The sequence below is a fragment of the Nonomuraea cavernae genome (assembly GCF_040655715.1).
GTDB classification, from domain to species: domain Bacteria; phylum Actinomycetota; class Actinomycetes; order Streptosporangiales; family Streptosporangiaceae; genus Nonomuraea; species Nonomuraea cavernae_A.
Genome location: NZ_JBFAKL010000026.1, coordinates 113,006 through 136,202, shown reverse-complemented (window position 1 = coordinate 136,202; position 23,197 = coordinate 113,006). Strand labels below are relative to the sequence as shown.

The window sequence follows — 23,197 nt, the reverse complement described above, 5'->3', positions numbered from 1 at the left end:
TCGCCCGCGAGGTCTACTCCATCATCAAAAAAGCGACAGCCGATCATCCCCCTGCCCCAGCCTGACCACTTGACGAACATAGGGGCATCCAAGCGGTCTTCCTGTGCGTCGCCTGTGGGCACCATTCCCACGCTGACGTGAACGCCGCGAAGAACATCAGAGACACGGCGGCAGGGCATGCCGTCGCTGCGCGGGGAGGCTTGCCGTTGGGCGAGCCTATGAACCGCGAACCTCAACGCGACCTCCTCCTCGTGGGGTAGTTGCCGTTGGAATCCCCCCTTCAGGCGGGGGAGGATGTCAACCCGTGAAACCGCGCTGAACGGATTCTTCGCGATCCCGGCGCTGTGACCGGTCGCCCACCAGCGGTGATAAGGCGCGCGTCAGGCTTCCCAGGAACCTTGGATCAGCGGCTTAACGTGCACTTACACGCGTCTTGGCACTCTTGAGTCATCGGGACTTGAGGAGACGAGATGAACGCGTACGAGCCTCGCGAGCAGGGCAACGGCGGCTGGAGCCAGTTCGGTGACACGCCGCCCTCCGCCGGGGGCTTCCCCCGGCGAGACACCGTCATCATGCAGCAGCCTCCGCCCCCGCCGCCCCCGAGGAAGCCGGGCGTCTCCGTGGGGCGCAAGGCCGTCGCAGGGCTGGCGCTGGCGGCCATGGCGATCGGCGGCGGCGTCGTGGGGGCCGTCGTCGCCACCTCGTTCCAGGACACCAGCGTGGTCTCCGCGCCGAGCCCGGTGTTCAAGCAGGCAGGCAACCAGCTCTCCGTCGCCGAGGTCGCGCGAAAGGTGCAGCCGTCGGTCGTGATGATCCAGGGCAGCTCCGGTGAGGGCTCCGGCGTGGTGCTCTCGGACGACGGGCTCATCCTCACCAACAACCACGTCGTCGTGGGCGCCGGGCAGGGCGGCGGTCAGATGAGCGTCAAGTTCAGCGACGGCAAGACGGCCAAGGCCTCGGTCGTGGGCACCGACCCGGCCACCGACCTCGCGGTCATCAGGGCGGAGGGCGTGTCGGGGCTGACCGCCGCGTCGCTCGGCGACAGCGACCAGCTCAACGTCGGCGATGCCGTCCTGGCCATCGGCAGCCCGCTCGGCCTCGACGGGTCGGTCACGGCGGGCATCGTCAGCGCCCTCGACCGCACACTCACCGTGGGCGGCGAGCAGGAGCAGCGGCAACTGCCGCCCGGCTGGGGCCAGAGCGGTGAGGCGAGCCAGGCCACCACGATCGGCGGCGCCATCCAGACGGACGCGGCGATCAACCCGGGCAACTCCGGTGGCGCCCTGGTCGACGCCGCGGGCCGGCTGATCGGGATCAACACCGCCATCGCCACGGGCGGCGGCAGCGGCAGCATCGGGGTGGGGTTCGCGATTCCCATCAACACCGCCAAGCAGGTGTCCGAGCAGCTCATCAGCAGCGGCAAGGTCACCCACGCGTTCCTCGGAGTGAGCGTGACCGACGCCAGCGGCGACGTGCCCGGCGCGCTCATCCGCCAGGTGACGGCCGGAAGCCCGGCGGAGAAGGCGGGCCTGAAGCAGGGCGACCTCATCACCAAGATCGGTGACAAGGCCGTTGATGCCGGGGACACGGTTGTGGGGCAGGTCAGAGGTTTCAAAGTGGGCCAACAGGTACAGATCACATATATGAGGGACGGTAAGACGAGTAACGTCACCGTCACCCTCGAAGAGAAGAAATAACCGGACCCCCTCACGGACGGGTGTGCCGTCGAGATCGCTGCGGACTTGGCGGCACACCCCCCGCTTCGAGAGGCCGGGACGGCTCAGGCGAACCGGCGGCCCTCGTCACGCCGATACGCCCAGACCGCCGCCACCGCCGCGGCCACCGTCCACACCACGAGCATGACCAGGCCGAGCGTATCGGCGGCGGATCCGGTGGTGGCGCTCCAGACCAGCTCCACCGCGCCGCGGCTCGGCACGTACAGTGAGATGGCCTGGACGAAGTCCGGCATGATCTGCGGCGGCAGGAACAGGCCGCCCAGGATGCACATGGGGAAGAACAGCAGCTGCGACACGGCGATCGCCGCCTTGGACGGCAGGACGAAGCCGATGAACAGCCCGATCAGCATGAACGGGACGGACCCGGCAAGCAGCGCGCCCATGCCCATCAGCAGCCGCGGCCCGGTGATCGCCGCCTCGGTGAACAGGGCCGCGATGACCAGCACCGGGATCACCGCGACCACCATGATCGCCATGTTGGTGATGATCCGCCCGGCGAAGCGCGGCAGCGGACCGGCGGGCAGGGTGCGCAGGTAGGGGTTCCACGGCTGCTCGCGGTCCTGGGAGACCGTGATGCTCAGTCCCATCAGGGCGGCCGAGATGGCGCCGATCATCATCATCGACCCTGTCGCCCGGGTCGCGGCGACGGGGTCGGCGGCGGCGAACGGCACCACGAACGCCAGCATCGACGCGGCGGGGAAGAAGGCGCTCGCGACCCAGCTGATCGGGATCCGCATCTGCTCGAGCATCTGGTAGCGGGTGTGGGTGAGGATCAGGCTAGACATGCGTGCTCTCCTTTGACGTCGTCTCCTCCGAGGTCGTCTCCTCCGAGGTGATGGCGAGGAAGGCCTCTTCGAGGGTGGTCGGCCTGATCTCGAGCCCGGAGAACGGCGTGCCGCTCCGCACCAGCTCGACGACCAGCCGGTCGGGGTCGGTGGTGACCAGGTGGGTGCGGCCGTCGGCGTGCTCGACGCCCAGCACGCCCGGCAGCTCGGGCAGGGTGTCGGCGACCAGTGAGACGCGCCGCACTCCCACCACGTCGCGCACCGCCTGGACGGTGTCGTCGGCCAGCACGCGGCCGGAGCCGACGACCACCACACGCTGCGCGAGAGCCTCGATCTCCTCCAGGTAGTGGCTGGTGAGCAGGACGGTGCCGCCCTCCTCGTGGAACGATCTGATGCCGTCCCAGAGTGTGCGCCGGGCCTCCACGTCGAGCCCGGTGGTCGGCTCGTCGAGGAACACCATCTTCGGCCGGCCGGCGAACGCCAGCGCCACCGCCAGCCGCCGCCTCTGTCCGCCGGACAGGCCGCCGACCTGCCGCTTGGCCAGGTCACCCAGCCCGAACCGGTCGAGCAGCTCCGGCGTGGCGACCCGGTCGGGGAAGTGCGCGGAGACGAAGTCCACGATCTCGCCGACCCGTAACACCTCGGGCAGGCCCGTCTCCTGCGGCGTGACGCCGATGTTGCGCCGGTTCAGCGGATTCTGGGGAGAGTCGCCGAACAGTTCCACCGTGCCGGACGTCGGGCGGCGCAGGCCGACGAACAGGTTGATGAGGGTGGTCTTGCCCGCCCCGTTGGGACCGAGCAGGCCGACCAGTTCGCCCGCCCGGATGTCGAGCGACACCCGGTCGAGCGCGACCACGTCGCCATAGCGACGGGTGACCTCCGCTGATCTGGCGAGAACGGTCATGAGGTGCCTCCAGCAGTGTCGAGCAGGGCGCGGATGGCCCTGGTGTAGTCGTCGAAGGCCAGCCGTCCGCGCTTGGTCAGCGACACGTACGTGACGGGGGTGCGGCCCTTGTGGGTCTTGGTGATCTGCACGTAGCCGGCGTCCTCCAGCTTGGTGAGGTGGACGGACAGGTTGCCGGCGGTCATGCCGAGCAGCTCCTTGAGCGCGGGGAAGGCCATCTCGTTGCCGTCACCCAGCGTGTTGAGGGCGGACACCACGCGCAGCCTGGCCTGCGCGTGGATCACCGGATCCAGCTCCGGCAGCGGGCCCTCGGCGGTCACGGCCGCCGCCGGAACCACAGGCCGGCCGCGATGAACCCGCCCCCCAGCAGCACGGCGGTCAGCAACGCGTGCCATCCGGGGCCGAGCAGGACGCCGGCCGCGTCGACGGCCACCACCCAGGCGCCGATGAAGAACATCTGCCAGTCGAGCCAGATGGCCCCGCCGGCCATGTAGAGGACCCCCACCAGCAGCAGGGACGCGCCGGCCCAGACGAGCCCGGTCTCGGCCGACGGCAGCATGGGGGAGATCCGGATCGCGATGACCGACATCAGGAGGAACCCGGCGAGCCACGTGAAGCCGTACATCCTTCCGCGGGCGGAATTGTCGCCGCGCGTCTGCGCGCTCTGCTTCGTGATCCCGTAGGCGGCCACGGCTCCGGCCACCAGTTGCGAGCCGAGCAGCGTGACCAGCGCCTGCGTCTCGGTGATCGGCGCGTACGGCGTGCCGTCGAACCCGTAGTGCAGGAAGTACGTGGTGAAGCCGATGGCCCAGGCGACGCCCCACGGCACGTACTGCAGCAGCGGGTCGCCTCTGAGCTGCCTGACGGTGTCGGCGCGCTGCCGTTCGATGAGCCGGAGCGTCTCCTCGGGGCTGGGGGGCCGCTCGTTCTCGTCTACCATCGCAACCTCTCTCATCGTCAAACTGGTTTGTACTTTAAACCAGCTTGCGACGCCAACACAAGCCCCATGGGCTCAGGTTGAGGGGACCGGCCGCTCAGCGCCTGGTCAGGACCCCGGACTCCCACAGATCGCGGTAGTAGCCCGGCTCGGAGACCAGCAGGTCGTGCGGGCCGCGCTGGATCACGCGGCCCTCCTCCAGCACGATGATCTCGTCCACCCGCTCCAGGCCGCTGAGCCGGTGGGTGACGAGCAGCGTGGTGCGGTCGCGGGTCGCGTCGAGCAGGTCGGCCATGAGAGCGTCGGCCGTCGTCTCGTCGAGCGCCTCGGCGGGCTCGTCGAGCAGCAGCACCGGCGGGTCGTAGAGCAGGGCCCGGGCGAGCGCCAGCCGCTGCAGCTGGCCGCCGGACACGGTCCGGCCGTCCTCGCCGAGCTCGGTGTCCCATCCCGTGCGCTCGACCCAGTGCTCCAGCCGCGCCTCCCGCACGGCCCGCGTCAGCCCTTCGTCGTCGGCCTCGGGCCCCGCCAGGCGCAGGTTGTCGCGCAGCGTGGTCTGGAAGATGTACGGATCCTGGGTGAGGCCGGTCATCAGGGTGCGGACGTCGTCGGAGGCCAGTTCGCGAAGATCGGTGCCGTTGACCCGGACGCTGCCCGACTCGGGCTCGGCCAGCCGCATCAGGGCCGCCAGCAGCGTGCTCTTGCCCGCTCCGCTCGGCCCCACGAGCGCCACGCGCCTGCCGGGGGTCAGGGTCAGCGACACGCCGTCGACGGCCGGCCGTCCCTGAGCGCCCGGATGGCGTACCACCAGGTCCTCGACCTCGACGGTGAGCGGCCCCGCCGGGACGGGAGCGGGGGAGGAGGGCTCGGTGACGGCGGGACTGGCGTCCCGGACGTCCTTCAGCCGCCGCAGCGCCGCCGTGATGCCCGCCATGCGCTCGCCCGCCGCGGCCAGCGGCAGCACCGGCTCGAACGACACCAGCGCGGTGAGGGCGAGGACGGCCGTGGCCACGCTGCCCACGCCGGCGTCCTGGGCGAGCAGGACGATGGCCGCGACCGTGAGCCCTTGCGTGAGCGTGCCGCCCGCCAGGGCCAGGGCGTGCACCCGGGCCTGGCGGCGTTCGAGCGCGGCCAGGGCCGTGTCCGCGTGCCGCGCCCGGGTCAGGGCGTGGTCGCCGGCGCCGTAGGCGGCCAGGTCGGCCGAGCCGTGCACGAGATCGGTCACGCGGCCGGCCAGCGCCGCCCGCGCCGGGGCGATTTTGGCCGACCAGCGGCGGGCCGCGGTGGCCGTGATGACGGGCAGCAGCACGCCCGCCACGACCAGCCCCGCGACCAGCGCCAGCGCGGAGACCGGCAGCACGAACAGCCCGAGGACCACGGCCGCCAGCGCCGTCAGCGCGGCCGCGGCGGCCGGCAGCAGGCACCGGACGAGCAGGTCCTGGACGGCCTCGGTGTCGTCGACCATCCGGCTCAGCAGGTCGGCGCCGCCGTGCCTGGGCCGCTGGGGCGGGATGAGCGACTCGTACAGTCGTTCGCGGGTGCCGGCCTGGGCGCGCAGCGCCACGTCGTGGCCGGTGAGCCGCTCGGCGTAGCGGAAGACGCCCTTGCTGGTCGCGAACGCCCGGGTCGCCACGATCGCCACGCTGAGCGCGGTCAGCGGCGGCTGCTCGGCGGCCCGCGTGATCAGCCACGCGGCGGCGGCGATCAGCCCGAGCCCGGCGAGGTCGGCCGCCGCGCCCGCGAGCACGGCCCACCCGAGCCGGATCCCCATCCGGTGGTTCATCGAACGCTCCCCAGGTCGGTCACGGCCGCGGTGTCGGAGACCAACCGGCCCTCGTGGACGCGGACGACGCGGTCGGCGAGGTCGATCATGGCGGGCCGGTGCGCGACGATGATCGCGGTGCGGCCGCGGCTGAGCTCGGCGGTGGCGGCCACCACCGCCGCCTCGCTGCGGCCGTCGAGCCGGGCCGTGGGCTCGTCGAGGAGCAGCACCGAGGCCCGCGGGCGGCAGAACGCCCTGGCCAGAGCGATGCGCTGACGCTGGCCCGCCGACAGGTTGGCGCCCCGCTCACCCACAGGCGTGTCATAGCCGTTGGGGAGCCGCTGGACGAACTCGTCGGCGTGAGCCGCCGTGGCGGCCCGGCGTACCTCTTCAGGAGAGGCCGTGGGGGCGCCCAGGCGGATGTTGTCGGCCACCGACGTGGTGAATAGGTGGGGGCGCTGGGGGACGAACGCCAGCGACGCGCGCCAGGCGTCGAGGTCCAGGTCGCGCAGGTCGGTCTCGCCGACGAGGACCCGGCCTGCCGAGGGGGTCACGAAGCCGAGGATGAGGTGCAGCAGGGTGCTCTTGCCGCCGCCGCTCTCACCCACCAGCGCGATGTGCTCGCCGGGCTCGATGGTGAGCGTGACGTGCTCCAGCGCGGCGTCGTCGCGGCCGGGGTAGCGCACGGTGACGTCGTCGAGATGGATCCGGGCGGCGCCGGCCGGCGGTGGCTCGATGCCCGCGCCCCCGCCCCGGCCCGGCTGGGCGATCAGAGCCCCCGCGACCTCGCGCGTGGTGCTGGACGGGGGCGCCGACGTGGCGCCGGGCGAAGTGGCGTCGGGCGGGGTGGCGCCGGGTGCGGTGTCCGGGGTGCGGTCGAGGACGGCGAAGGCGGCGTCGGCGGCGGCGACGCCCTCCATCGAGGCGTGGAAGCGCGTGCCCATCATGCGCAGCGGCAGGTACGCCTCGGGCGCCAGCAGCAGCACCAGCAGCGCGGTCGTCAGGTCGAGCGACCCGCCCAGCAGCCGCAGCCCGATCGGCACCGCCACCAGCGCGAGCGACAGCGACGCGCACAGCTCCAGCACCAGGGACGACAGGAACGCCACCCGCAGCGTGCGCATGGTGGCCGAGCGATGCGCGTCGGCCACCCGTTCGATGACGGTCGCCTGGTAGCGGGCCCGGCCGAAGGCGCGCAGCGTGGGCAGGCCGCGCACCACGTCGAGGAAGTGACCGCCGAGCCGGGACAGCGCGTGGAACTGGCGCTCGGTGACGGCCTTGGTCGTCATGCCCACCAGCGCGCCGAAGATCGGGATCAGCGGCAGCGTGAGCAGCACGATGATCGCGCTGGCCAGGTCGGCGGTGAACAGCCGGATGAGCACGGCCAGCGGCACCACGCCCGCGACGGCGATCGCGGGCAGGTAGCCGGTGAGGTAGGGGTCGAGGCCGTCGAGGCCGCGCCCGGTGAGCGTGACCAGCTCGCCCGAGCGGTGGCCGGTCAACCTGGCGGGCCCGAGCTCCTGGAAGCGGGCCAGCAGCCGCTGCCTGAGCGCCGACTTGACGCCCGTGGCCGTGTGCCCGGCGAACACCCCCTGAGTCCAGGCCAGCAGCGCCCGCAGGCCGACGACCGCGACGACGCCGGTCAGCGCCGTGACGGCGAACCGGCCGGACAGCACCCCGGCGAGCAGCTCGGCCTGGACCAGCACGAGCAGGCCCGCCAGCACCGCGGCCGCCAGGGTGACGGCCAGATGGCGGCGGACCGACCGCTCGGCCCGCATGAGGCGCAGAAGATCTTTGTGCACGTGCCCTCAGAAGAACGATGGGATCCGGTCGGTGCCCTTTCCCGGATGAAAGGTGCGCCATACCCATACTTGCGCGGCGACCATGACCGGCGCGAACGGAAGGACCATGACGCTGAGCACACTTAGCGTAGAGGACGGCGCGCTGTGCTCCAGAAGGTACGGCGCGCCGCCCGCGAGCACGACGACGGCCGGGACGGCCGGCGACACCTGGAGGAGGAGCGGTCGGCGTGGCGCGAGTTCGCCGGTGTCCTGGACACGCTCTGACAGGTGCTCTCCCAGCCCCTGAGCGCAGGCGTTGTAATCGGTTGTCGGCCGCCATGCGCATCACTGATGATGCCGTCATGGCCACGACCCGACGAGCCGACATGTTCATCGATCTCGAAGACGACCCCCGAGAGGACGGACCAAGGCTGGGCGACGAGCGCACCACACTGCCGCCACATGGGTCACGTCGACCTGTTGCGTGAGCGGATCGACGGACGCCTGGGCCAGTAACCACCCAACCGACCCCACATCCCGGGGTCGGGCCAGAACTCACCAGGCCCCCTCAGCGGCGCGTCACCGGACCGGCCGGGCTGTCCCGGCGGGAGTCGCGGCCGGTCGCGGGCGGCGGCTGCGACGCTCCCGCCGCGATCGCCGCGATCGCCGCCTCCTGATCGTCCATCGGCGCGCCGCGGCGGGAGAACCAGCGCAGCAACGGCCAGCGCATGTTCACCCGGACACCCTGCGGGGTGAGCGTGTAGTGGCAGTCCTTGAGCCGCACTCCCGCCGGATGCGCGAGCTCGGCGAACCCGCACGCCGACAGGTCGAGGCCGTACAAGGCCAGGCTGGCCGCGTCGACCTGGCGCAGCGAGATCACCGCCGAGTCGCCCCGGCCCGTCACCGTGGCCGGGCCGCGCAGGACGGCGCCCTCCAGGTCGGCCCGCGAGTCGGTGAGCCGCAGCGTGGTCGTGCCCGCCACCTCCACCCGGCGCAGGTTGACCCCACAGCCCGCGACCGCCAGGTCGAGCACGCCGTCGGCGCGCGCCCGGGCGGCGGAGAACCGGCCGGTGGCGGACAGGTAGGCGTCGGCGGCGAAGTGCGCGGCGTCGAACCCGGCGCTGCCGCTGACCTTGCGGAACGACACCGTGCGGCCGAACCGCGCGCCGCGGAAGCTCGCGCCGTGGCCGAGCCCGGCGCCGTCGAAGGTGGCGTAACCGTCGAATCTGGCCCGCTCGCACGATAACCCGTGCCCGAAGGCCGCCTGGCTGAACAGCGCGTCGCGGGACATGATCGCCCGGTCGAGCGAGACGTGGCCGCGGGTCCGGACGCCGTGGAAGGACAGCTCGCGGGCGAACCTCGCTCCGGCCAGCGACACGTTGCCCTCGAAGCGGGCGCCGAAGAAGGAGGCCAGCCGGTCGAACCTGGCCTCGTCGAGCGACACGTCCCCGGCGAACGTGACGCCCGCCAGCCGCACCTCGCCGGTGAACCGCGCGTGCTCCAGCCGGGTCCGGCCGGGCCGGCCACCGGTCGCCTCGATCACCCGGGCGAGCAGGTCGCCGCTGAGCGCGGTGCCTCGCAGGTCGAGCAGGCGGCCAGGGGACAGCTTCGCGAGCGAGGCGGTGAGCTCGTCGTGGGACAGGTGTGAGAGGCAGAGACCGTACGGCTGACGCGCGATTCCCGTGCAGGCGGCCGAGTGCGCGCAGGTGACCCAGTCCATGCATGGCTCATACCCGCAAACGCCCATGTCAAGGTTCGGTGATTTAAGGCTATAGCTCTATTTATGTAGGAAACTGTTCCCCCCTCTGGGCCTACAGTGCCGGTCATGCGCGTCTTATCCTGGGCCACCATCGCCGCGCTCGTCGTGGCCGCCCTCACCGCCACCCCCGCCGCAGCGACGCCGGCCACCCCCGTGCGACACGCCGCCGACCCACCGGATCGCCCAGGTGCAGGGGAGTGGCGACGCCACCCCCCTGGCCGGCCAGACCGTCCGGGTGGAGGGCGTCGTCACCGGCGACTTCCAGCGCGGCGACCAGCTGAGCGGGTTCTTCCTGCAGGACCCACGGCCGGACGCCGACCCGAAGACCTCCGAGGGCCTGTTCGCGTTCGCCCGCGACACGGTCAAGGACGTCCGGCCCGGTGACCGGGTCCTCGTGACCGGCCGGGCGACGGAGTTCAACGGCTGGACCGAGCTGTCCCCGGTGACCGCGGTGGACGTCTGCGGCACCGGTCAGATCGCCGCGCTGCCGTACCTGCTGCCGAGCGACGGGCTGGAGCCCGTCGAGAACATGCTGCTCACCTTCCCGCAGCCGCTGACCGTCACCGAGCACTACAACCTGGGCCGGTTCGGCGAGGTGACGGTCTCCTCGGGCGGGCGGCTGTTCCAGCCGACCGACCGGCGGGGCGTGGACGCGGACCTGAACCGGCGCCGCTCGCTGCTCATCGACGACGGCTCGAACAGGCAGAACCCTGAGACGCTGCCGCCGATCGTGCGGACCGGCGACCTGGCCACCGGCGTCACCGGCGTGCTCGGCTACGGCTTCGACACCTACCGCCTGCAGCCCACCAAGCCGATCGCCTACCACGACGCCAACCCACGCCCGTCGCGGCCCTTCCCCGTGATCGGCAACGTCAAGGTGGCCTCGTTCAACACGCTCAACTGGTTCACCACGCTCGGCTCCCGTGGCGCCGGCACCGAGGAGGAGCAGCGGCGGCAACTGGCCAAGCTGGTGGCGGCGCTGAAGGGCCTCGACGCGGACGCGGTGGCCCTGATGGAGGTCGAGAACAACGGCCAGACCGCCCTGCGGGCCCTCGTGGACGCCGTCAACGCCGAGGTCGGGGCGGGCACCTACGCCGCGCTGCGCCACCCGTACCCCGGCACCGACGCGATCCAGGTCGGGCTCATCTACAAGCCCGGCAGGCTGACCCCCGTGGGTGAGGCGCGGGCCTCGGAGGACCCGGTGTTCAGCCGGCCGCCGCTCATCCAGACCTTCCGCCGGGCGGCGGGCGGCCAGCCGTTCACCATGATCGTCAACCACCTGAAGTCCAAGGGCAGCTGCCCGGACGGCGGCGGCCCCGACGCCGACCAGGGCGACGGACAGGGCTGCTGGAACGCCACCCGCGTCCAGCAGGCGCGGGCGCTGCTCGGACTGGTCGCGGACCTGCCGAACCCGATGGTGCTGGGCGACCTCAACGCCTACGGCGAGGAGGACCCGATCGACACGCTCGAAGACGGCGGCCTGACCAGCGTGACCAAGCGGTTCGTGCCGGCGCCGCTGCGCTACAGCTACCTGTTCGAGGGGCTCGCGGGCGAGCTCGACCACGCGCTCGTCGGCCGGCAGCTGCTCAAGCGGGTCACCAGCGCGACGATCTGGCACATCAACGCCGACGAGCCGCGCGTCCTCGACTACAACACCGAGTTCAACCCGCCCGGGCTCTACCGGCCGGACGCCTACCGCTCCTCCGACCACGACCCGGTCGTCATCGGCCTGACCCTGCCCGGCCGCTGAGGCTTTCCCAACACTTTGACGGGGGCGGAGCGTCCGTGACGGCGGGCCCGCGCCCGTCACACCGGGACCCGGCCGCGGTGCCGGGGCCGGGTCCCGGCATGGAATGCTGGCGGTGGGTACGTGGTTGACACGACTGCATCTCCACCACGATTCCGCCCACGACAGACTTCGACGACATACGAGGAGCCGCTTGTGGCGACCATCGAAGTAACCGAGACGAACTTCAACGACATCGCCGACAAGGGGATCGTCCTGCTCGACTTCTGGGCGGCCTGGTGCGGGCCGTGCCGGACGTTCGGGCCGATCTTCGAGAAGGCGTCCGACAAGCACGGGGACATCACGTTCGGCAAGATCGACACCGACGCCCAGCAGGCGCTCGCGCAGGGCTTCGACATCAGCTCGATCCCGACGCTGATGGCCATCCGCGACGGCATCGTGGTCTACGCCCAGCCCGGCGCCATCCCCGAGCCGGCGCTCGAAGACCTCATCGGCCAGGTCCGCGCGCTCGACATGGACGCGATCAGGACCGAGCTCAGCGAGGAGCTGAAGCAGGCCGAGCAGAACTGACCGCGTGACCGGCCCCGCCCGACCGGCGGGGCCTTCGCGCCGTCAGGGCTTGCGGCCCACGCCGACGTAGCCGAAGTCGGCGATGGTCGAGCCCGGCCACGGCTCCTCGTCCGGCCGCCAGTCCTGCGGGAAGGTCAGGCCGGGCTCCAGCAGCTCGTAGCCGTCGAAGAAGCGGGTGATCTCCTCGGGCGTCCTGAGGTTGAGCGCGGCCGTCGCCTGCCGGTAGACCTGGAGCGCCTCGGGACTGGTGTCCGGCGCGGCGTCGACGGCGTGGCTGACGACCAGATGGCTCCCCGGGACGCTCGCCTCGCGCAGCGTCGCCACGATGCCGTACGCCTCGTCGTCGGGGATGAAGTGCAGGAGGGCCAGCATCAGGAAGGCCACCGGCCGCTCGAAGTCGACCAGCTTGCCCAGCTGCTCGATCAGCGCGCCCGTGTCCCGGACGTCGGCCTGCAGGATCTCCACGTTCTCGCCGCCGAGGATCGCCCGCCCGTGCGCGCACACGACCGCGTCGTAGTCGACGTACACCACGCGGGCGTCGGGCGCGATCTCGTGCGTGTTGCCCTGGGTGGGCAGACCGGCCCCGAGGTCCACGATCTGGTCCACGCCCGAGTCGACGACGTGCCGGACGGCCCTGCGCAGGAACGCCCGGTTTGCCCGCGCGCCCTCCTTGGTGTTGGGGAAGAGGCGCAGGATCTGCTCGGCGGCCGCCCGGTCAGAGGCGAAGTTGTCCTTGCCGCCGAGGTAGTAGTCGTACATCCGAGCGACGTTCGGCACGCTCGGGTCGACACCCTCTGGCACGGTTTCCACGATCGCTCCCCGAAATATCGGCATATTTTGGAAAGATCATAGGAGACGCGGGAACGCGAGTGTCACTCAACAGGAGAAAGATCGGGCCGCCCACGCGGGCGGCCCGTGCCGCGGGTCAGCTGGAGCGGTAGAGCTCGGCCACCCGGAAGGCCAGATCGAGCGACTGGCCGCGGTTGAGCCGCGGGTCGCAGGCCGTCTCGTAGCGGCGCGACAGGTCGTCCTCGACGATCTCCTGGCCGCCGCCCACGCACTCGGTCACGTCGTCGCCGGTGAACTCGATGTGGATGCCCCCCGGGTGCGTGCCGAGCGAACGGTGCACCTCGAAGAAGCCCGCCACCTCGTCGAGCACGTCGTCGAGCCGGCGCGTCTTGTGGCCGCTCGGCGTCTCGAAGGTGTTGCCGTGCATCGGGTCGCAGATCCAGGCGACCTGCGCGCCGGACGCGGTGACCTCCTTGACCAGCGCGGGCAGGTGCTCGCGGATCTTGGAGGAGCCCATCCGGGTGATGAACGTGAGCCGCCCCGGCTCGTTGGCCGGGTTGAGCTTCTCCACCAGCGCCAGCGCCTCGGCCGGCGTGGTGGTCGGGCCCAGCTTGACGCCGATCGGGTTCTGGATGCGGGAGAAGAAGTCGACGTGCGCGCCGTCGAGCTGGCGGGTGCGCTCGCCGATCCAGACCATGTGCGCCGACACGTCGTACGGCAGGCTGGTGCGCGAGTCGATGCGGGTCAGCGCCCGGTCGTAGTCGAGGATCAGCGCCTCGTGCGAGGAGAAGAACTCGACCGTGTGAAACTCCTCGGGGTCGGCCCCGCAGGCCCGCATGAAGGCCAGCGCCTGGTCGATCTCCCGGGCCAGCTGCTCGTAGCGGCGGCCCGCCGGCGACTCGCCCACGAAGTCCTGGTTCCAGGCGTGCACCTGGCGCAGGTCGGCGTAGCCGCCCTTGGTGAAGGCGCGGGCCAGGTTGAGCGTCACGGCCGAGGAGTGGTAGGCCTTGAGCAGCCGCCACGGGTCGGGCTCGCGAGACTCCTCGGTGAAGTCGAAGCCGTTGACCATGTCGCCCCGGTAGGCGGGCAGCGTGACGTCGTCACGGGTCTCGACACCCTTGGACCTCGGCTTGGCGAACTGCCCCGCGAGCCGGCCGATCTTCACCACCGGCACCTTGGCCGCGTAGGTGAGCACGATCGCCATCTGAAGCAACGTCTTGAGCTTGTTGCGCACATTGTCGGCGGTCGCCCCGGAGAACGTCTCGGCGCAGTCACCGCCCTGCAACACGAAGGCCTCGCCCCGTGTCACGGCGGCGAGCTGCCCCTTGAGCAGGTCGCACTCACCGGCGAAGACGAGAGGGGGCAGGCCGCCGAGCTCGGCGACGACCTTCGAGAGCAGACCGCGGTCGGGCCAGTCGGGCTGCTGGGCCGCGGGCAGGGCTCGCCAGGAATCGAGATTGCTGTGTGCGCTCACGACATACGAGGGTATTCCACTCACCCGACCTGACCGACCCCGATGTCCACGTTATGAGAACGCACTTTTCCCTGGTCTTACCCGAGCCGCGAAAACTGAGGGCTTCCCGCCATCCGACGAGCCCGGGAAGCCGAATCAAGGAGGTAAGGAACGACGCGGGAGGCTGCCCATGACCGAGGACCTCCACGCCTTGTCCGGTGCCTACGCCGTGCACGCCCTGCCGGACGCCGACGAGGTGCTGTTCGAGGGGCACCTCGCGGAGTGCGCCACGTGCGGGCCCGAGGTGCGGCTGCTGCGCGAGACGGCCGCCCGGCTCGCCGTCGCCGTCGCCGAGCAGCCGCCCGCCGCCCTCCGTCCGCGCGTCCTCGCCGCCGTCCACCGGGTACGCCGGGCCGCCTTCGGCCGGCCGGTCCGCGCACCGGGGCCGTTTCCGGAGGCGATCTCCGCGCGGCCGAAGGCGGGCGGGCCGTCCGGACCGGGGCTCGCGCCGCCTCGGCGGTGGCACGCGAAGGCGCGGGCAGGTCGGTGGAGGGCGAACGCGCGGGAGGGTCGGTGGAGGGCGAAGGCGCTGGCTGGGCTGGTGGCTGTGTCGACGGCAGCCGCGGTTGCGTTCGGGGTGGTGGCCTTCGACGCCCGCCGGGACCTCGGCGACCTGCGAACCCGCGACGCGGAGACGTCGGCCGCGCTGAGCGCCGTGCTCGCCGCGCCCGACGCCCGGACCGTACGGCAGCGGGTCGCCTCCGGCGGCACCGGCGTCGCCGTACTGTCCCGCGGGCAGGGACGCATGGTGTTCACCTCGTCCGGGCTACCCGAGCTGCCGCCGTCCAAGGTCTACGTGCTGTGGCTGATGGGCCCGGACGGCATGCGGCCGGTGGGAGCGCTCGACCGGCGGCCGGACGGTCTGACCACGCCCGTGCTCGCCCGGCTCCAGAACGACGGCCACGTCGGGCTCACGGTCGAGCCCGCCGGCGGGTCCGAGCGGCCCACGACGCGGCCCATCCTGTTCGCCGAGCTCCCCGCGGCCTGAGCCGGACCGCCGCCCGGAACCCTGGCTCCGCCGCAGCCGGCTCTTGCCGACATGACAAAGTTATACCTTTATGGGATGGGACCTGATGGGCGTACCAGGCCGATAGTGCAGGGCATGCGGAAATTAGCGGTTCTGGTGTTAGCCGCGGCGTTCTTGTACGCGCCTCCTGCCCAGGCGGCCGTCGAGCCCGGTGACGCCACGGTGGTGCCCGTGCAGGTCACCGGCGCGCCCGACAAGAGATTCAACCTGATCATCATGGGCGACGGATACACGGCGGCGGAACAGGACAAGTTCCGCCAGGACGTGGACCGCCATCTCAACGTGATGTGGTCCATCGAGCCCTACAAGTCCTACCGCACCTACCTGAATGTCTACCGGATCGACATCGTCTCCGGCGACTCCGGCATCAGCTGCGACCCCGACCTCACCTCGCCCAGGAAGACCACCCGCTCAGCATGGGCTTCTGGGGCCGCTGCAACGCCGGGAGCGTGCAGCGGTTGATCACCATGGACAACGGCGCGTTCATCCGGTACGCCGACCTGGTCGCCGGGACCGTCTCCGGCAACCGGCAGATCCTCGCCCTGGGCAACAGCGGCACCTACGGCGGCGCCGGCGGCACGTACGCGACCGCCTCCGGCAGCAACGCCATGTCGGCCCTGATCAGTCCGCACGAGATCGGCCACTCCCTGGGCGGCCTGCGTCGAAACGCCGCACGACACCGCGCGTTTCGGTAGTGTGTTCGGCGGTGGCGACAACCAAGCCACCGGACGAATGATCGGAATCACCCTCGCCGCAGGGCTTGCGGAGAGGCGAAACGCCTGTGGAGCCGGTGTAAGACCTCAACGAGAGTCCTCTCTCGGGCGGGCGACCGGCGGTGAAGCAGGAAGCCCGACCGGCGACGGTTGGAATCCCGGTTCTTCAGAGCCGGGAGGATGTCAAGAAGTCCCTCGGCTACTACGACCAGGTCAGCCGCGAGATCATGGTCCAGAAGATCACCGCCAAGACCATGCTGATCCAGGACGCGACCCCCTCCGGCGCCCCCGTCGGCGCGGACCGGGTGCTGTGGGTGGAGCCGATGCGCCCCGTCAGCCACGGCCTGCTCACCACCTGGACCGTGGACGGCAAGGAGGTGTCAGGCGACCGCGACACCCTCGACCTGCGCGCGCTCGAACTCACGCCCGGCACGCACACGGTCACGGCCACGGTCGGCGACCCCACGGAGTTCGTCCGGGATCCCGCCATCCGCGCGGCCATGACCAGGACCCGCACCTGGACGGTGGACACCACGATCACCACACCGCCCGACGGCGTCGCGCCCGCGTTCGTCTCCTCCAGGCCCACCGACCGGCCCGTCGGCCGCGACGAGGTCGTCTACGTGGAGACCACGCACCCGGCGGCCGGCGTGCCCGAGATCGCCTGGAAGCTCGACGGCAAGAGCGTCGGCGGCAAAGGCGGCGACCTCGACCTGAAGACGCTGGACCTGGCACCCGGCAGCCACACGCTGACCGCGAGCCTCGGCGACCAGACGCTCACCTGGACGATCGACGCCGCCCCGCCGGCCACCGCCTACGAGCTCTCGAAGCCGCTGGTCCGCTCCGGCGACACCTACGTCTACAACGGCCCGTTCACCATGCGGCTCACCGGCACCGACGACAAAGACGGGTACGTGGTGTCGGAGTCGAGGGTGAACGGCGACGGCTGGTTCAACTACTTCGGCTGGCCGACGTCCTCGGAGCTGCCCTGGACGTTCAGCGAGGCGGGCACCACGATCGACCACCTCGTCTACGGCAGGCTGCCGCGCGGCAGGCACACCATCGAGTACCGCTCGATCGACGCGTCGGGCAACTACGGCGCGGCCAAGGACTTCACCGTCACCACGATCGCGCCGCCGCCCGCCTGCACCCGGACGGTCACCGGCACGCACCGCGGCGTGCTGACCGTCACCGACGGCGTCACCTGCCTGCACGACGCGCGCGTCACCGGGCCGGTCAGCGTGAAGAAGGGCGCGTCGCTGGTGGTCACCGGCGGGCACCTGTCCGGCACGCTCACCGCCGGCCAGGCCGCGGCCGTGCACCTGCTGGGCACCAGGGTGGACGGCGCGCTCGCCGCCGACCGCACCACGTCGCTGCAGATCGTGGGCGCCGACATCCGCGGCGCGGCGGCGCTCACCCGCAACGAGGCGCCCATCCTCTCCGGCAGCACCGTCAAGGGCGCGATCGTCTGCACCGGCAACACGCCCGCCCCCGCCGACCTCGGCGTGCCGAACAAGCTCAGCGGCGCCGGCGCCGGCCAGTGCGCCGACCTGCGCCACGGCCCCAAGGGCAAGGCGTACGAGGCGATCCTCGCCCGATGACGCCATAGCCGATCGAGCGCCCGCGCGCCTCCGCTCCCGTTCACCGTCGCGGCCCGTTCTCCACCTGCAGGATCAGGTGGAGGCGGGCGCGCCGAGCTGGGCCCGGACCGCTCCCCAGTCCTGGTACTGCCGGTCCCTGATCACCAGCCCGTCGCCGTCGAAGACCAGCACCTTGACGTAGGGCAGCTCGAAGCGGCGTCCCGTGGCCGGGATCACGACGCTGCCGAAGAGCGTGAAGGGGTGTCCCCGCGTGGGCGCCGGTCAGCCGGGGCGGGGGACGCGAGGCGGGCGAGCGTCTGGGTGAGCGCGGCGGTGGACTGGTCGCGCAGCCGGGCGTACTCCGCCTCCGGATACTGCCGCGGCCCGTTCTCGATCAGCAGGATCAGGTAGAGGTAGGCGCGGTAGAGGTCGAGCCTGGTCAGCGCGGCCGGGGTGAGCTCCAGCGGGGTCACCTCGCGGTAGCCGGCCAGCAGCGGGTCGTCCTCGCGCAGCTCGCTGAAGATGGTCGGCGTGACGAACTCAGCCAGCGGGTCGCCCCAGAAGGCCCGTTCGTGGTCGATGATGGCCTGGATCCGGGGGGTTCCCGTGAGGTCGAGGAAGACGTTGCCCGCCCAGACGTCGAAGTGCACCAGCTGCGGGGTCGTCACCTCGTCCAGCACCGGCGAGGCCGCCGCGACGAGCGCGGCGATCTCGTCGACGGGCAGCGGCAGCGCCGTCGGGTAGCGCTCCGTGTCGCCGAGTAATGCCCCCATCATGGCCAGGTACGCCTCGCGCCAGGTGGCGCCGGTGATGCCCGCGTGCGGATAGCCGAAGACGTCGCCGGTCACCGCGTTGAACCGGGCCAGCAGCCGGCCCAGCTCGCGGCGCAGCTCGGTCTCGCCGTCGGGCGACGTGCCGTTCCACGAGACGCCGTCGAGCGCGCCGAGCAGCAGGTAGTCGCCGCCCAGCACCGGGTCGTCGAACCCGGCGACCAGCAGCTCGGCCACCGGAACGCCCGCGGCGGCCGCCAGCTCGTAGACCACCGCCTCCATGCGCAGCAGGTTGCGCTCGTAACTGAGCTGCTCCAGCTCCGGCGGCGGCGACAGCTTGAGCACCACGTCGCGGCCGTCATCGAGGGAGAGCCGCCAGACCGCGTTGGCGTAGCCGTCGGTCAGCTCGGCCGAGGCGCTGACCCCGGCGCCCACGGCGCGGCGGGCCAGGGCGTCGAGCTGACCGGGGGAGAGGCGGCGTTTCGTCCTGCTGTCCACGGAACCTGATTGTGATCGCACGCGGCGCTGACGGCCAGCCCTTCACGGGCCGCCGCCCCGCGCGAGCATCGTCCGCGGCGCCGCTCAGGCCGACTCGCGGCGGACCAGGTAGGTGTCGAGGATGACCACCGGCTGGCGCAGCTCCTCGCCGTTGATGCGGGCCACCAGCAGCTGCGCCATCTGCCGGCCCATCGCCTCGGTCGGCTGGTGCACGGTGGTCAGCGGCGGATCGGTGTGCAGGGCCGCCTTGGAGTCCTCGAAACCGACCACCGCCACGTCACCGGGAACGGACCGGCCGGCGGCCTTCAGCACCCGCATCGCGCCCACCGCCATCAGGTCGGAGGCGGTGAACACCGCGTCGAGCCGCGGGTGCCGGTCGAGCAGCTCCCGCATCGCCGACACGCCGCTCTCCTCGGAGAAGTCGCCGTAGGCGACCAGCTCCGGCATGTCGGAGCTGAGCAGCGCGTCGCGGTAGCCCGCCAGGCGGTCGACGCCCACGCCCATGTCCTGCGGACCGGCGATCGTGGCGATGGCCGAGCGGCCGAGGCCCAGCAGGTGCTTGACCGCCTGCCGGGCGCCGGCCCGGTTGTCCATGTCGACGTAGCTGTAGGGGTCGAGGCCGACCGGGCGGCCGCCCAGCACGGTCGGCACGCCCATCGCCTCCAGCCGGCCCGGCAGCGGGTCGGCGCCGTGCAGCGACAGGAGCAGCACGCCGTCGACGTGCTGCCCCGTCAGGTAGTGCTCCAGCCGCTCGTGCTCCTCGGGCGACTGCGCCATCGCCAGGATGAGCTGCAACCCCGTCTCGGACAGCGCCGAGCCGATGCCGCGGATCGTGCCCGCGAAGTAGGGCTCGTCGAACACCCGCAGCTCCGACTCCGACACCACCAGCGCCACCGTGTCGGTGCGCCGCGTCACCAGCGCCCTGGCCGCCCGGTTGGGCACGTAGCCCAGCTCCTGGATCGCCTGGTGGACGGCGTCACGCGCCTTGGCGCTGACGTTGGGCGAGCCATTGATGACTCTCGACACCGTGCCCCGGCCGACCCCGGCCCGAGCCGCGACTGCCTCAAGAGTCGGTCGGTTCATGTCGCCTATTCTGCCGGATGATCTCGGCGTACCAGAGAGCGCTGTCTTTCAGCACCCGGCGCTGGGTCTCGTAGTCGACGTGCACCAGGCCGAACCGCTTGCCGTACCCCCAGGCCCACTCGAAATTGTCCATCAGCGACCAGGCGAAGTAACCCTCCAGGGGCACGCCCGCCTCGATCGCCTCCCGGCAGGCGCGCAGGTGCGCGTCGAAGTAGTCGCGGCGCCCGGCGTCGTGCACCCGGTCCGCCTCCAGCACGTCGTCGAAGGCGGCGCCGTTCTCCGACACGACCAGTGGCAGCGGCGGGTAGTCCCGCGCCACCCTGGTCAGCACCTCCAGCAGCCCGTCCTGGTCGATCTCCCAGCCCATCGCGGTGACCGGGCGGCCGCTGTTGACGAACGACACGTGCTCGCTGCCCACCCACGGTGAGGCCGTCTCGGTGGGCGCGGCCGCCGCCGACGCCTTGCCGCCGGGCGCGCCCGACACCGTGAAGCGGCTGTAGTAGTTGACCAGCAGCAGGTCGATCGGCGCGCTGATGGTCTTCAGGTCGCCGTCGGCGATGAAGTCCAGGTCCATGCCGAGGTCGTCGAGCACGTCCTGCGGATAGCTCCCGGTCAGCAGCGCGTCGAGGAAGAACCGGTTCTGTAGCCCGTCGATGCGCCGGGCCGCGTCCAGGTCCTCCTCGCTGGAGGTGGCCGGGGTGACCGCGTAGAGGTTGACGCAGCCGCCCACCCGCGCCGCGCCCATGGCCTGCACGGCCAGCCCATGCGCCAGGTTGAGGTGGTGGGCGGCCCGGACAGCGCTCTCCGGCTCACGACGACCCGGCGCGTGCTCGCCCGAGGCGTAGCCGAGGAACGCCGCGCACCACGGCTCGTTCACCGTGCCGAAGGTGTGCACGTGGTCCTTCAGCGCCTCGTGCACGGTCGAGGCGTAGTCGGCGAACCGCAGCGCGGTGTCGCGGTTCGGCCAGCCGCCCGCGTCCTCCAGCGCCTGGGGCAGGTCCCAGTGGTAGAGGGTCAGCCACGGGTCGATGCCGTGGCCGCGCAGCTCGTCGGTGAGCCGCTTGTAGAAGTCGAGTCCCTTGGCGTTGGCCTTCCCGGACCCGTCGGGCTGGATCCGCGGCCACGACACCGAGAAGCGGTAGGCGCTCAGGCCCAGCTCCGCCATGATCCCGACGTCCTCGCGGAACCGGTGGTAGTGGTCGATGGCCACGTCGGCGTGCTCGCCGCCGACCACCCGGCCGGGCGTCCTGGTGAACGTGTCCCAGATCGAGGCGCCGCGGCCGTCGGTGTCCACCGCGCCCTCGATCTGGTACGCCGAGGTGGCCGCGCCCCATGCGAACCCGGAGGGGAACCGGAGCTGGGAGCGAGTCTGCTCCTCTTGAGTCGTCACGCTTTGACCGCACCTTCCATCAGGCCGCCGACGATCTGCCGGCCGAACAGCACGAAAACCACGAAGAGGGGGAGGACGGAGGCGGCGGTGCCGGTGAACAGCATCACGTAGTCGGTGCCGTGGGCCTGGTTGAGCGCCGCGATGGACGTCTGCACCACCGGGTTGTCCGGCAGCAGCACGATGAGCGGCCACATGAACTCGTTCCACGTCTGCATGAACACGAGCAGCGCGAGCACCGCCATGCCCGGCCGGAGCGCGGGCAGGATGACCTTGCGATAGATGCTCAGCGTGGACGCCCCGTCGACCCTGGCCGCCTCGACCAGTTCGTCGGGGACCGCCTGGGAGGCGTACTGGGTCATCATGAACACGCCGAACCCGTTGACCAGGAACGGCAGGATCACCGCCTGCAACTGTCCGGTCCAGCCGAGCGTCACCATGAGCTCGTACAACGGGACGATGCCCATCTGCTGCAGCGGCACCATCATGGTGACCAGGATCAGCCCGAGCAGGATCTTCGAGCCGCGGAAGCGCAGCTTGGCGAAGGCGAAGCCGGCCAGCGTCGAGATGAGCACCACCGACACGGTCACCGTCGTGGCCACGATCGCGGAGTTGACCAGGCCGGTGATGAAGTAGGCGTCCTCGGTGGAGAGCAGCCGCTGGACGTTCTCGCCCAGATGGCCGGCCGGCAGGAACGGCGGCGGCACGTCGAGCGCGTCGTCGTTCGTCCGCGTCGCCATGATGAACATGTAGTAGATCGGAAAGGCCGACAGCAGCAGCGCGAAGGTCAGCACGACCTTGGTGAGAAGCCCCGCGTCCCACAGTCGGTTGGCCGGTTGCCCGGTGGTCGTCATCGCGCACCCCCGATGCGGCGTGTGAACCAGTAGTTGATCATCGTGCCGATGAGGATCAACACGAACAGCAGCCAGGCGGCGGCCGAGGCGTAGCCGATCTCGAAGCCGCCGCGGAAGGCGGCCTCGACGATGAACATCGCCACGGTCTGGTACTGGCCGGTGGTGCCGCCGGTCATCATCTGCTCGCCCTCGAACATGACCGGCTCGGTGAACAGCGTCAGGCCGCCGATGGTCGAGATGAAGACGACGAACACGATGGTCGGCCGCAGCATCGGCAGCGTGATCTGCCAGAACTGCCGTCGAGCGGACGCTCCGTCGATGGCCGCGGCCTCGTAGAGATCCTTGGGGATCGTCTGCATGGCGGCCAGCAGGATGATCGAGTTGTAGCCGGTCCAGCGCCAATCGACCATCGTGGCGATGGCGATCCAAGAGGACCACTTCTCGTTCTGCCAGGCGATCGGCTCGATGCCCACCAGGCCGAGGATCCAGTTGAACAGGCCGTAGTCGCGGCTGTAGAGCTGGCTGAAGATGACCGCCACGGCGACGACCGAGGTGATCATCGGCAGCAGCACGCCCAGGCGCAGCAGCAGCCTGCCTCTCAGGCGCTTGTTCAGCGCGTTGGCCAGCAGCAGGGCGAGGATCATTTGGGGCACGGTGGCCAGCACGAACATGCCGATCGTGTTGAACACCGCGTTCCAGAACTCGGTGTCCGCGATCAGCTCGACGTAGTTGCCGAAGCCGGTGAAGGTCCGCTGCCCGGCGAGCTCCGCGTCGTGCAGCGAGAGCCAGAACGTGTAGATCAGGGGGAAGACCCCGAAGATGGCGAAAAGCAGGAAGTAGGGCGACACCAGGAGATACGGCATCCCCTTGACGTCGAAGCGGGTCATTCGCCGCCTGGGTGCCGTCGGCTTGCCGGGCGCTTGCCGCGGCGGCGCGAGCTGGAGAGTCATGGAAGCCTTTCGGGCCGGATCGGGAGGCGGGCGGCGGCGCGTCGCGCGAGCCGCCGCC

23 protein-coding genes are annotated in these 23,197 nt (G+C 71.2%); 8 read left to right on the top strand and 15 right to left on the bottom strand.

The window, feature by feature from the left end:
• The first annotated feature begins 86 nt into the window (after positions 1 to 86).
• Complete coding sequence (locus tag AB0I38_RS31285; RefSeq protein ID WP_358487431.1) at positions 87 to 260, top strand: zinc ribbon domain-containing protein; 174 nt, start codon at positions 87 to 89, stop codon at positions 258 to 260.
• Positions 261 to 470: 210 nt separating this feature from the next.
• The gene (locus AB0I38_RS31280; protein ID WP_358487376.1) at positions 471 to 1,697 is read left to right on the top strand and encodes a S1C family serine protease; all 1,227 of its coding nucleotides are present in this window, start codon (positions 471 to 473) and stop codon (positions 1,695 to 1,697) included.
• A gap of 83 nt (positions 1,698 to 1,780) precedes the next feature.
• Here AB0I38_RS31280 and AB0I38_RS31275 read toward each other — a convergent pair whose 3' ends face one another.
• From AB0I38_RS31275 to AB0I38_RS31245, 7 genes are all read right to left on the bottom strand, one after another.
• Positions 1,781 to 2,521 carry an ABC transporter permease gene (locus AB0I38_RS31275; protein WP_358487370.1) on the bottom strand — a complete coding sequence of 247 codons (741 nt, stop codon included), beginning with the start codon at positions 2,519 to 2,521 and terminating at the stop codon, positions 1,781 to 1,783.
• A complete protein-coding gene (locus tag AB0I38_RS31270) occupies positions 2,514 to 3,425 on the bottom strand; it encodes an ABC transporter ATP-binding protein (RefSeq protein WP_358487361.1) in 912 nt (303 codons plus the stop codon). The genes AB0I38_RS31275 and AB0I38_RS31270 overlap by 8 nt, the downstream gene beginning before the upstream one ends.
• Complete coding sequence (locus tag AB0I38_RS31265; protein WP_358487356.1) at positions 3,422 to 3,745, bottom strand: transcriptional regulator; 324 nt, start codon at positions 3,743 to 3,745, stop codon at positions 3,422 to 3,424. The genes AB0I38_RS31270 and AB0I38_RS31265 overlap by 4 nt, the downstream gene beginning before the upstream one ends.
• On the bottom strand, positions 3,742 to 4,365 hold the full coding sequence (locus AB0I38_RS31260; RefSeq protein WP_358487351.1) for a hypothetical protein: 624 nt from the start codon (positions 4,363 to 4,365) through the stop codon (positions 3,742 to 3,744). Before AB0I38_RS31260 ends, AB0I38_RS31265 begins: the two co-directional genes overlap by 4 nt.
• A 94-nt stretch (positions 4,366 to 4,459) precedes the next feature.
• Complete coding sequence (gene cydC, locus AB0I38_RS31255) at positions 4,460 to 6,142, bottom strand: thiol reductant ABC exporter subunit CydC (RefSeq protein ID WP_358487347.1); 1,683 nt, start codon at positions 6,140 to 6,142, stop codon at positions 4,460 to 4,462.
• Positions 6,139 to 7,920 (bottom strand): thiol reductant ABC exporter subunit CydD, encoded by a 1,782-nt coding sequence (cydD, locus tag AB0I38_RS31250; protein ID WP_358487334.1) that lies wholly within the window; start codon positions 7,918 to 7,920, stop codon positions 6,139 to 6,141. Before cydD ends, cydC begins: the two co-directional genes overlap by 4 nt.
• Before the next feature lie 547 nt (positions 7,921 to 8,467).
• Positions 8,468 to 9,619: a pentapeptide repeat-containing protein gene (locus tag AB0I38_RS31245; protein WP_358487323.1), complete on the bottom strand. Its 1,152-nt coding sequence runs from the start codon at positions 9,617 to 9,619 to the stop codon at positions 8,468 to 8,470.
• Positions 9,620 to 9,845: 226 nt separating this feature from the next.
• On the opposite strand from AB0I38_RS31245, the gene AB0I38_RS31240 reads away from it, so the two are divergent.
• Both AB0I38_RS31240 and trxA read left to right on the top strand, forming a co-directional pair.
• Positions 9,846 to 11,408 (top strand): ExeM/NucH family extracellular endonuclease, encoded by a 1,563-nt coding sequence (locus tag AB0I38_RS31240; protein ID WP_358487318.1) that lies wholly within the window; start codon positions 9,846 to 9,848, stop codon positions 11,406 to 11,408.
• A 192-nt stretch (positions 11,409 to 11,600) separates the two neighbouring features.
• Positions 11,601 to 11,975, top strand: a complete 375-nt coding sequence (gene trxA, locus AB0I38_RS31235) for a thioredoxin (RefSeq protein WP_358487312.1) — start codon at positions 11,601 to 11,603, stop codon at positions 11,973 to 11,975.
• A 42-nt stretch (positions 11,976 to 12,017) separates the two neighbouring features.
• Here trxA and AB0I38_RS31230 read toward each other — a convergent pair whose 3' ends face one another.
• The gene (locus tag AB0I38_RS31230; protein ID WP_358487305.1) at positions 12,018 to 12,785 is read right to left on the bottom strand and encodes an SAM-dependent methyltransferase; all 768 of its coding nucleotides are present in this window, start codon (positions 12,783 to 12,785) and stop codon (positions 12,018 to 12,020) included.
• A gap of 115 nt (positions 12,786 to 12,900) precedes the next feature.
• Positions 12,901 to 14,238, bottom strand: a complete 1,338-nt coding sequence (locus tag AB0I38_RS31225) for a class II 3-deoxy-7-phosphoheptulonate synthase (RefSeq protein WP_358487297.1) — start codon at positions 14,236 to 14,238, stop codon at positions 12,901 to 12,903.
• Between the two features lie 169 nt (positions 14,239 to 14,407).
• On the opposite strand from AB0I38_RS31225, the gene AB0I38_RS31220 reads away from it, so the two are divergent.
• From AB0I38_RS31220 to AB0I38_RS31205, 4 genes are all read left to right on the top strand, one after another.
• Positions 14,408 to 15,265 carry an anti-sigma factor gene (locus AB0I38_RS31220; RefSeq protein ID WP_358487293.1) on the top strand — a complete coding sequence of 286 codons (858 nt, stop codon included), beginning with the start codon at positions 14,408 to 14,410 and terminating at the stop codon, positions 15,263 to 15,265.
• 114 nt (positions 15,266 to 15,379) lie between these two features.
• Positions 15,380 to 15,766, top strand: a complete 387-nt coding sequence (locus AB0I38_RS31215) for a M64 family metallopeptidase (protein ID WP_358487290.1) — start codon at positions 15,380 to 15,382, stop codon at positions 15,764 to 15,766.
• Positions 15,754 to 15,999 carry a M64 family metallopeptidase gene (locus AB0I38_RS31210; RefSeq protein ID WP_358487283.1) on the top strand — a complete coding sequence of 82 codons (246 nt, stop codon included), beginning with the start codon at positions 15,754 to 15,756 and terminating at the stop codon, positions 15,997 to 15,999. Before AB0I38_RS31215 ends, AB0I38_RS31210 begins: the two co-directional genes overlap by 13 nt.
• A 140-nt stretch (positions 16,000 to 16,139) precedes the next feature.
• The gene (locus AB0I38_RS31205) at positions 16,140 to 17,618 is read left to right on the top strand and encodes a hypothetical protein (RefSeq protein WP_358487275.1); all 1,479 of its coding nucleotides are present in this window, start codon (positions 16,140 to 16,142) and stop codon (positions 17,616 to 17,618) included.
• Positions 17,619 to 17,690: 72 nt separating this feature from the next.
• Here the strand turns inward: AB0I38_RS31205 and AB0I38_RS31200 are convergent, their stop codons facing one another.
• The 6 genes from AB0I38_RS31200 to AB0I38_RS31175 form a co-directional block, all read right to left on the bottom strand.
• Positions 17,691 to 17,834: a hypothetical protein gene (locus AB0I38_RS31200; protein ID WP_358487270.1), complete on the bottom strand. Its 144-nt coding sequence runs from the start codon at positions 17,832 to 17,834 to the stop codon at positions 17,691 to 17,693.
• Positions 17,831 to 18,865, bottom strand: a complete 1,035-nt coding sequence (locus AB0I38_RS31195) for a phosphotransferase family protein (RefSeq protein WP_358487267.1) — start codon at positions 18,863 to 18,865, stop codon at positions 17,831 to 17,833. Before AB0I38_RS31195 ends, AB0I38_RS31200 begins: the two co-directional genes overlap by 4 nt.
• Positions 18,866 to 18,949: 84 nt before the next feature.
• Positions 18,950 to 19,948 (bottom strand): LacI family DNA-binding transcriptional regulator, encoded by a 999-nt coding sequence (locus AB0I38_RS31190; protein WP_358487260.1) that lies wholly within the window; start codon positions 19,946 to 19,948, stop codon positions 18,950 to 18,952.
• A complete protein-coding gene (locus AB0I38_RS31185) occupies positions 19,929 to 21,338 on the bottom strand; it encodes a GH1 family beta-glucosidase (protein WP_358487250.1) in 1,410 nt (469 codons plus the stop codon). Before AB0I38_RS31185 ends, AB0I38_RS31190 begins: the two co-directional genes overlap by 20 nt.
• Positions 21,335 to 22,189, bottom strand: a complete 855-nt coding sequence (locus AB0I38_RS31180) for a carbohydrate ABC transporter permease (RefSeq protein ID WP_358487239.1) — start codon at positions 22,187 to 22,189, stop codon at positions 21,335 to 21,337. Before AB0I38_RS31180 ends, AB0I38_RS31185 begins: the two co-directional genes overlap by 4 nt.
• Entirely contained in the window at positions 22,186 to 23,076 is an 891-nt protein-coding gene (locus AB0I38_RS31175; RefSeq protein WP_358487236.1) for a carbohydrate ABC transporter permease, read from the bottom strand. Before AB0I38_RS31175 ends, AB0I38_RS31180 begins: the two co-directional genes overlap by 4 nt.
• Positions 23,077 to 23,197: the final 121 nt, after the last annotated feature.

Excerpts from the sequence above, each read along its gene's own strand:
- AB0I38_RS31280 (WP_358487376.1), top strand. The coding sequence starts at position 471 with ATGAACGCGTACGAGCCTCGCGAGCAGGGCAACGGCGGCTGGAGCCAG.
- AB0I38_RS31275 (WP_358487370.1), bottom strand. The coding sequence starts at position 2,521 with ATGTCTAGCCTGATCCTCACCCACACCCGCTACCAGATGCTCGAGCAG.
- AB0I38_RS31270 (WP_358487361.1), bottom strand. The coding sequence starts at position 3,425 with ATGACCGTTCTCGCCAGATCAGCGGAGGTCACCCGTCGCTATGGCGAC.
- AB0I38_RS31260 (WP_358487351.1), bottom strand. The coding sequence starts at position 4,365 with ATGGTAGACGAGAACGAGCGGCCCCCCAGCCCCGAGGAGACGCTCCGG.
- cydC (WP_358487347.1), bottom strand. The coding sequence starts at position 6,142 with ATGAACCACCGGATGGGGATCCGGCTCGGGTGGGCCGTGCTCGCGGGC.
- AB0I38_RS31245 (WP_358487323.1), bottom strand. The coding sequence starts at position 9,619 with ATGGACTGGGTCACCTGCGCGCACTCGGCCGCCTGCACGGGAATCGCG.
- AB0I38_RS31220 (WP_358487293.1), top strand. The coding sequence starts at position 14,408 with ATGACCGAGGACCTCCACGCCTTGTCCGGTGCCTACGCCGTGCACGCC.
- AB0I38_RS31215 (WP_358487290.1), top strand. The coding sequence starts at position 15,380 with ATGCGGAAATTAGCGGTTCTGGTGTTAGCCGCGGCGTTCTTGTACGCG.
- AB0I38_RS31190 (WP_358487260.1), bottom strand. The coding sequence starts at position 19,948 with ATGAACCGACCGACTCTTGAGGCAGTCGCGGCTCGGGCCGGGGTCGGC.
- AB0I38_RS31180 (WP_358487239.1), bottom strand. The coding sequence starts at position 22,189 with ATGACGACCACCGGGCAACCGGCCAACCGACTGTGGGACGCGGGGCTT.
- AB0I38_RS31175 (WP_358487236.1), bottom strand. The coding sequence starts at position 23,076 with ATGACCCGCTTCGACGTCAAGGGGATGCCGTATCTCCTGGTGTCGCCC.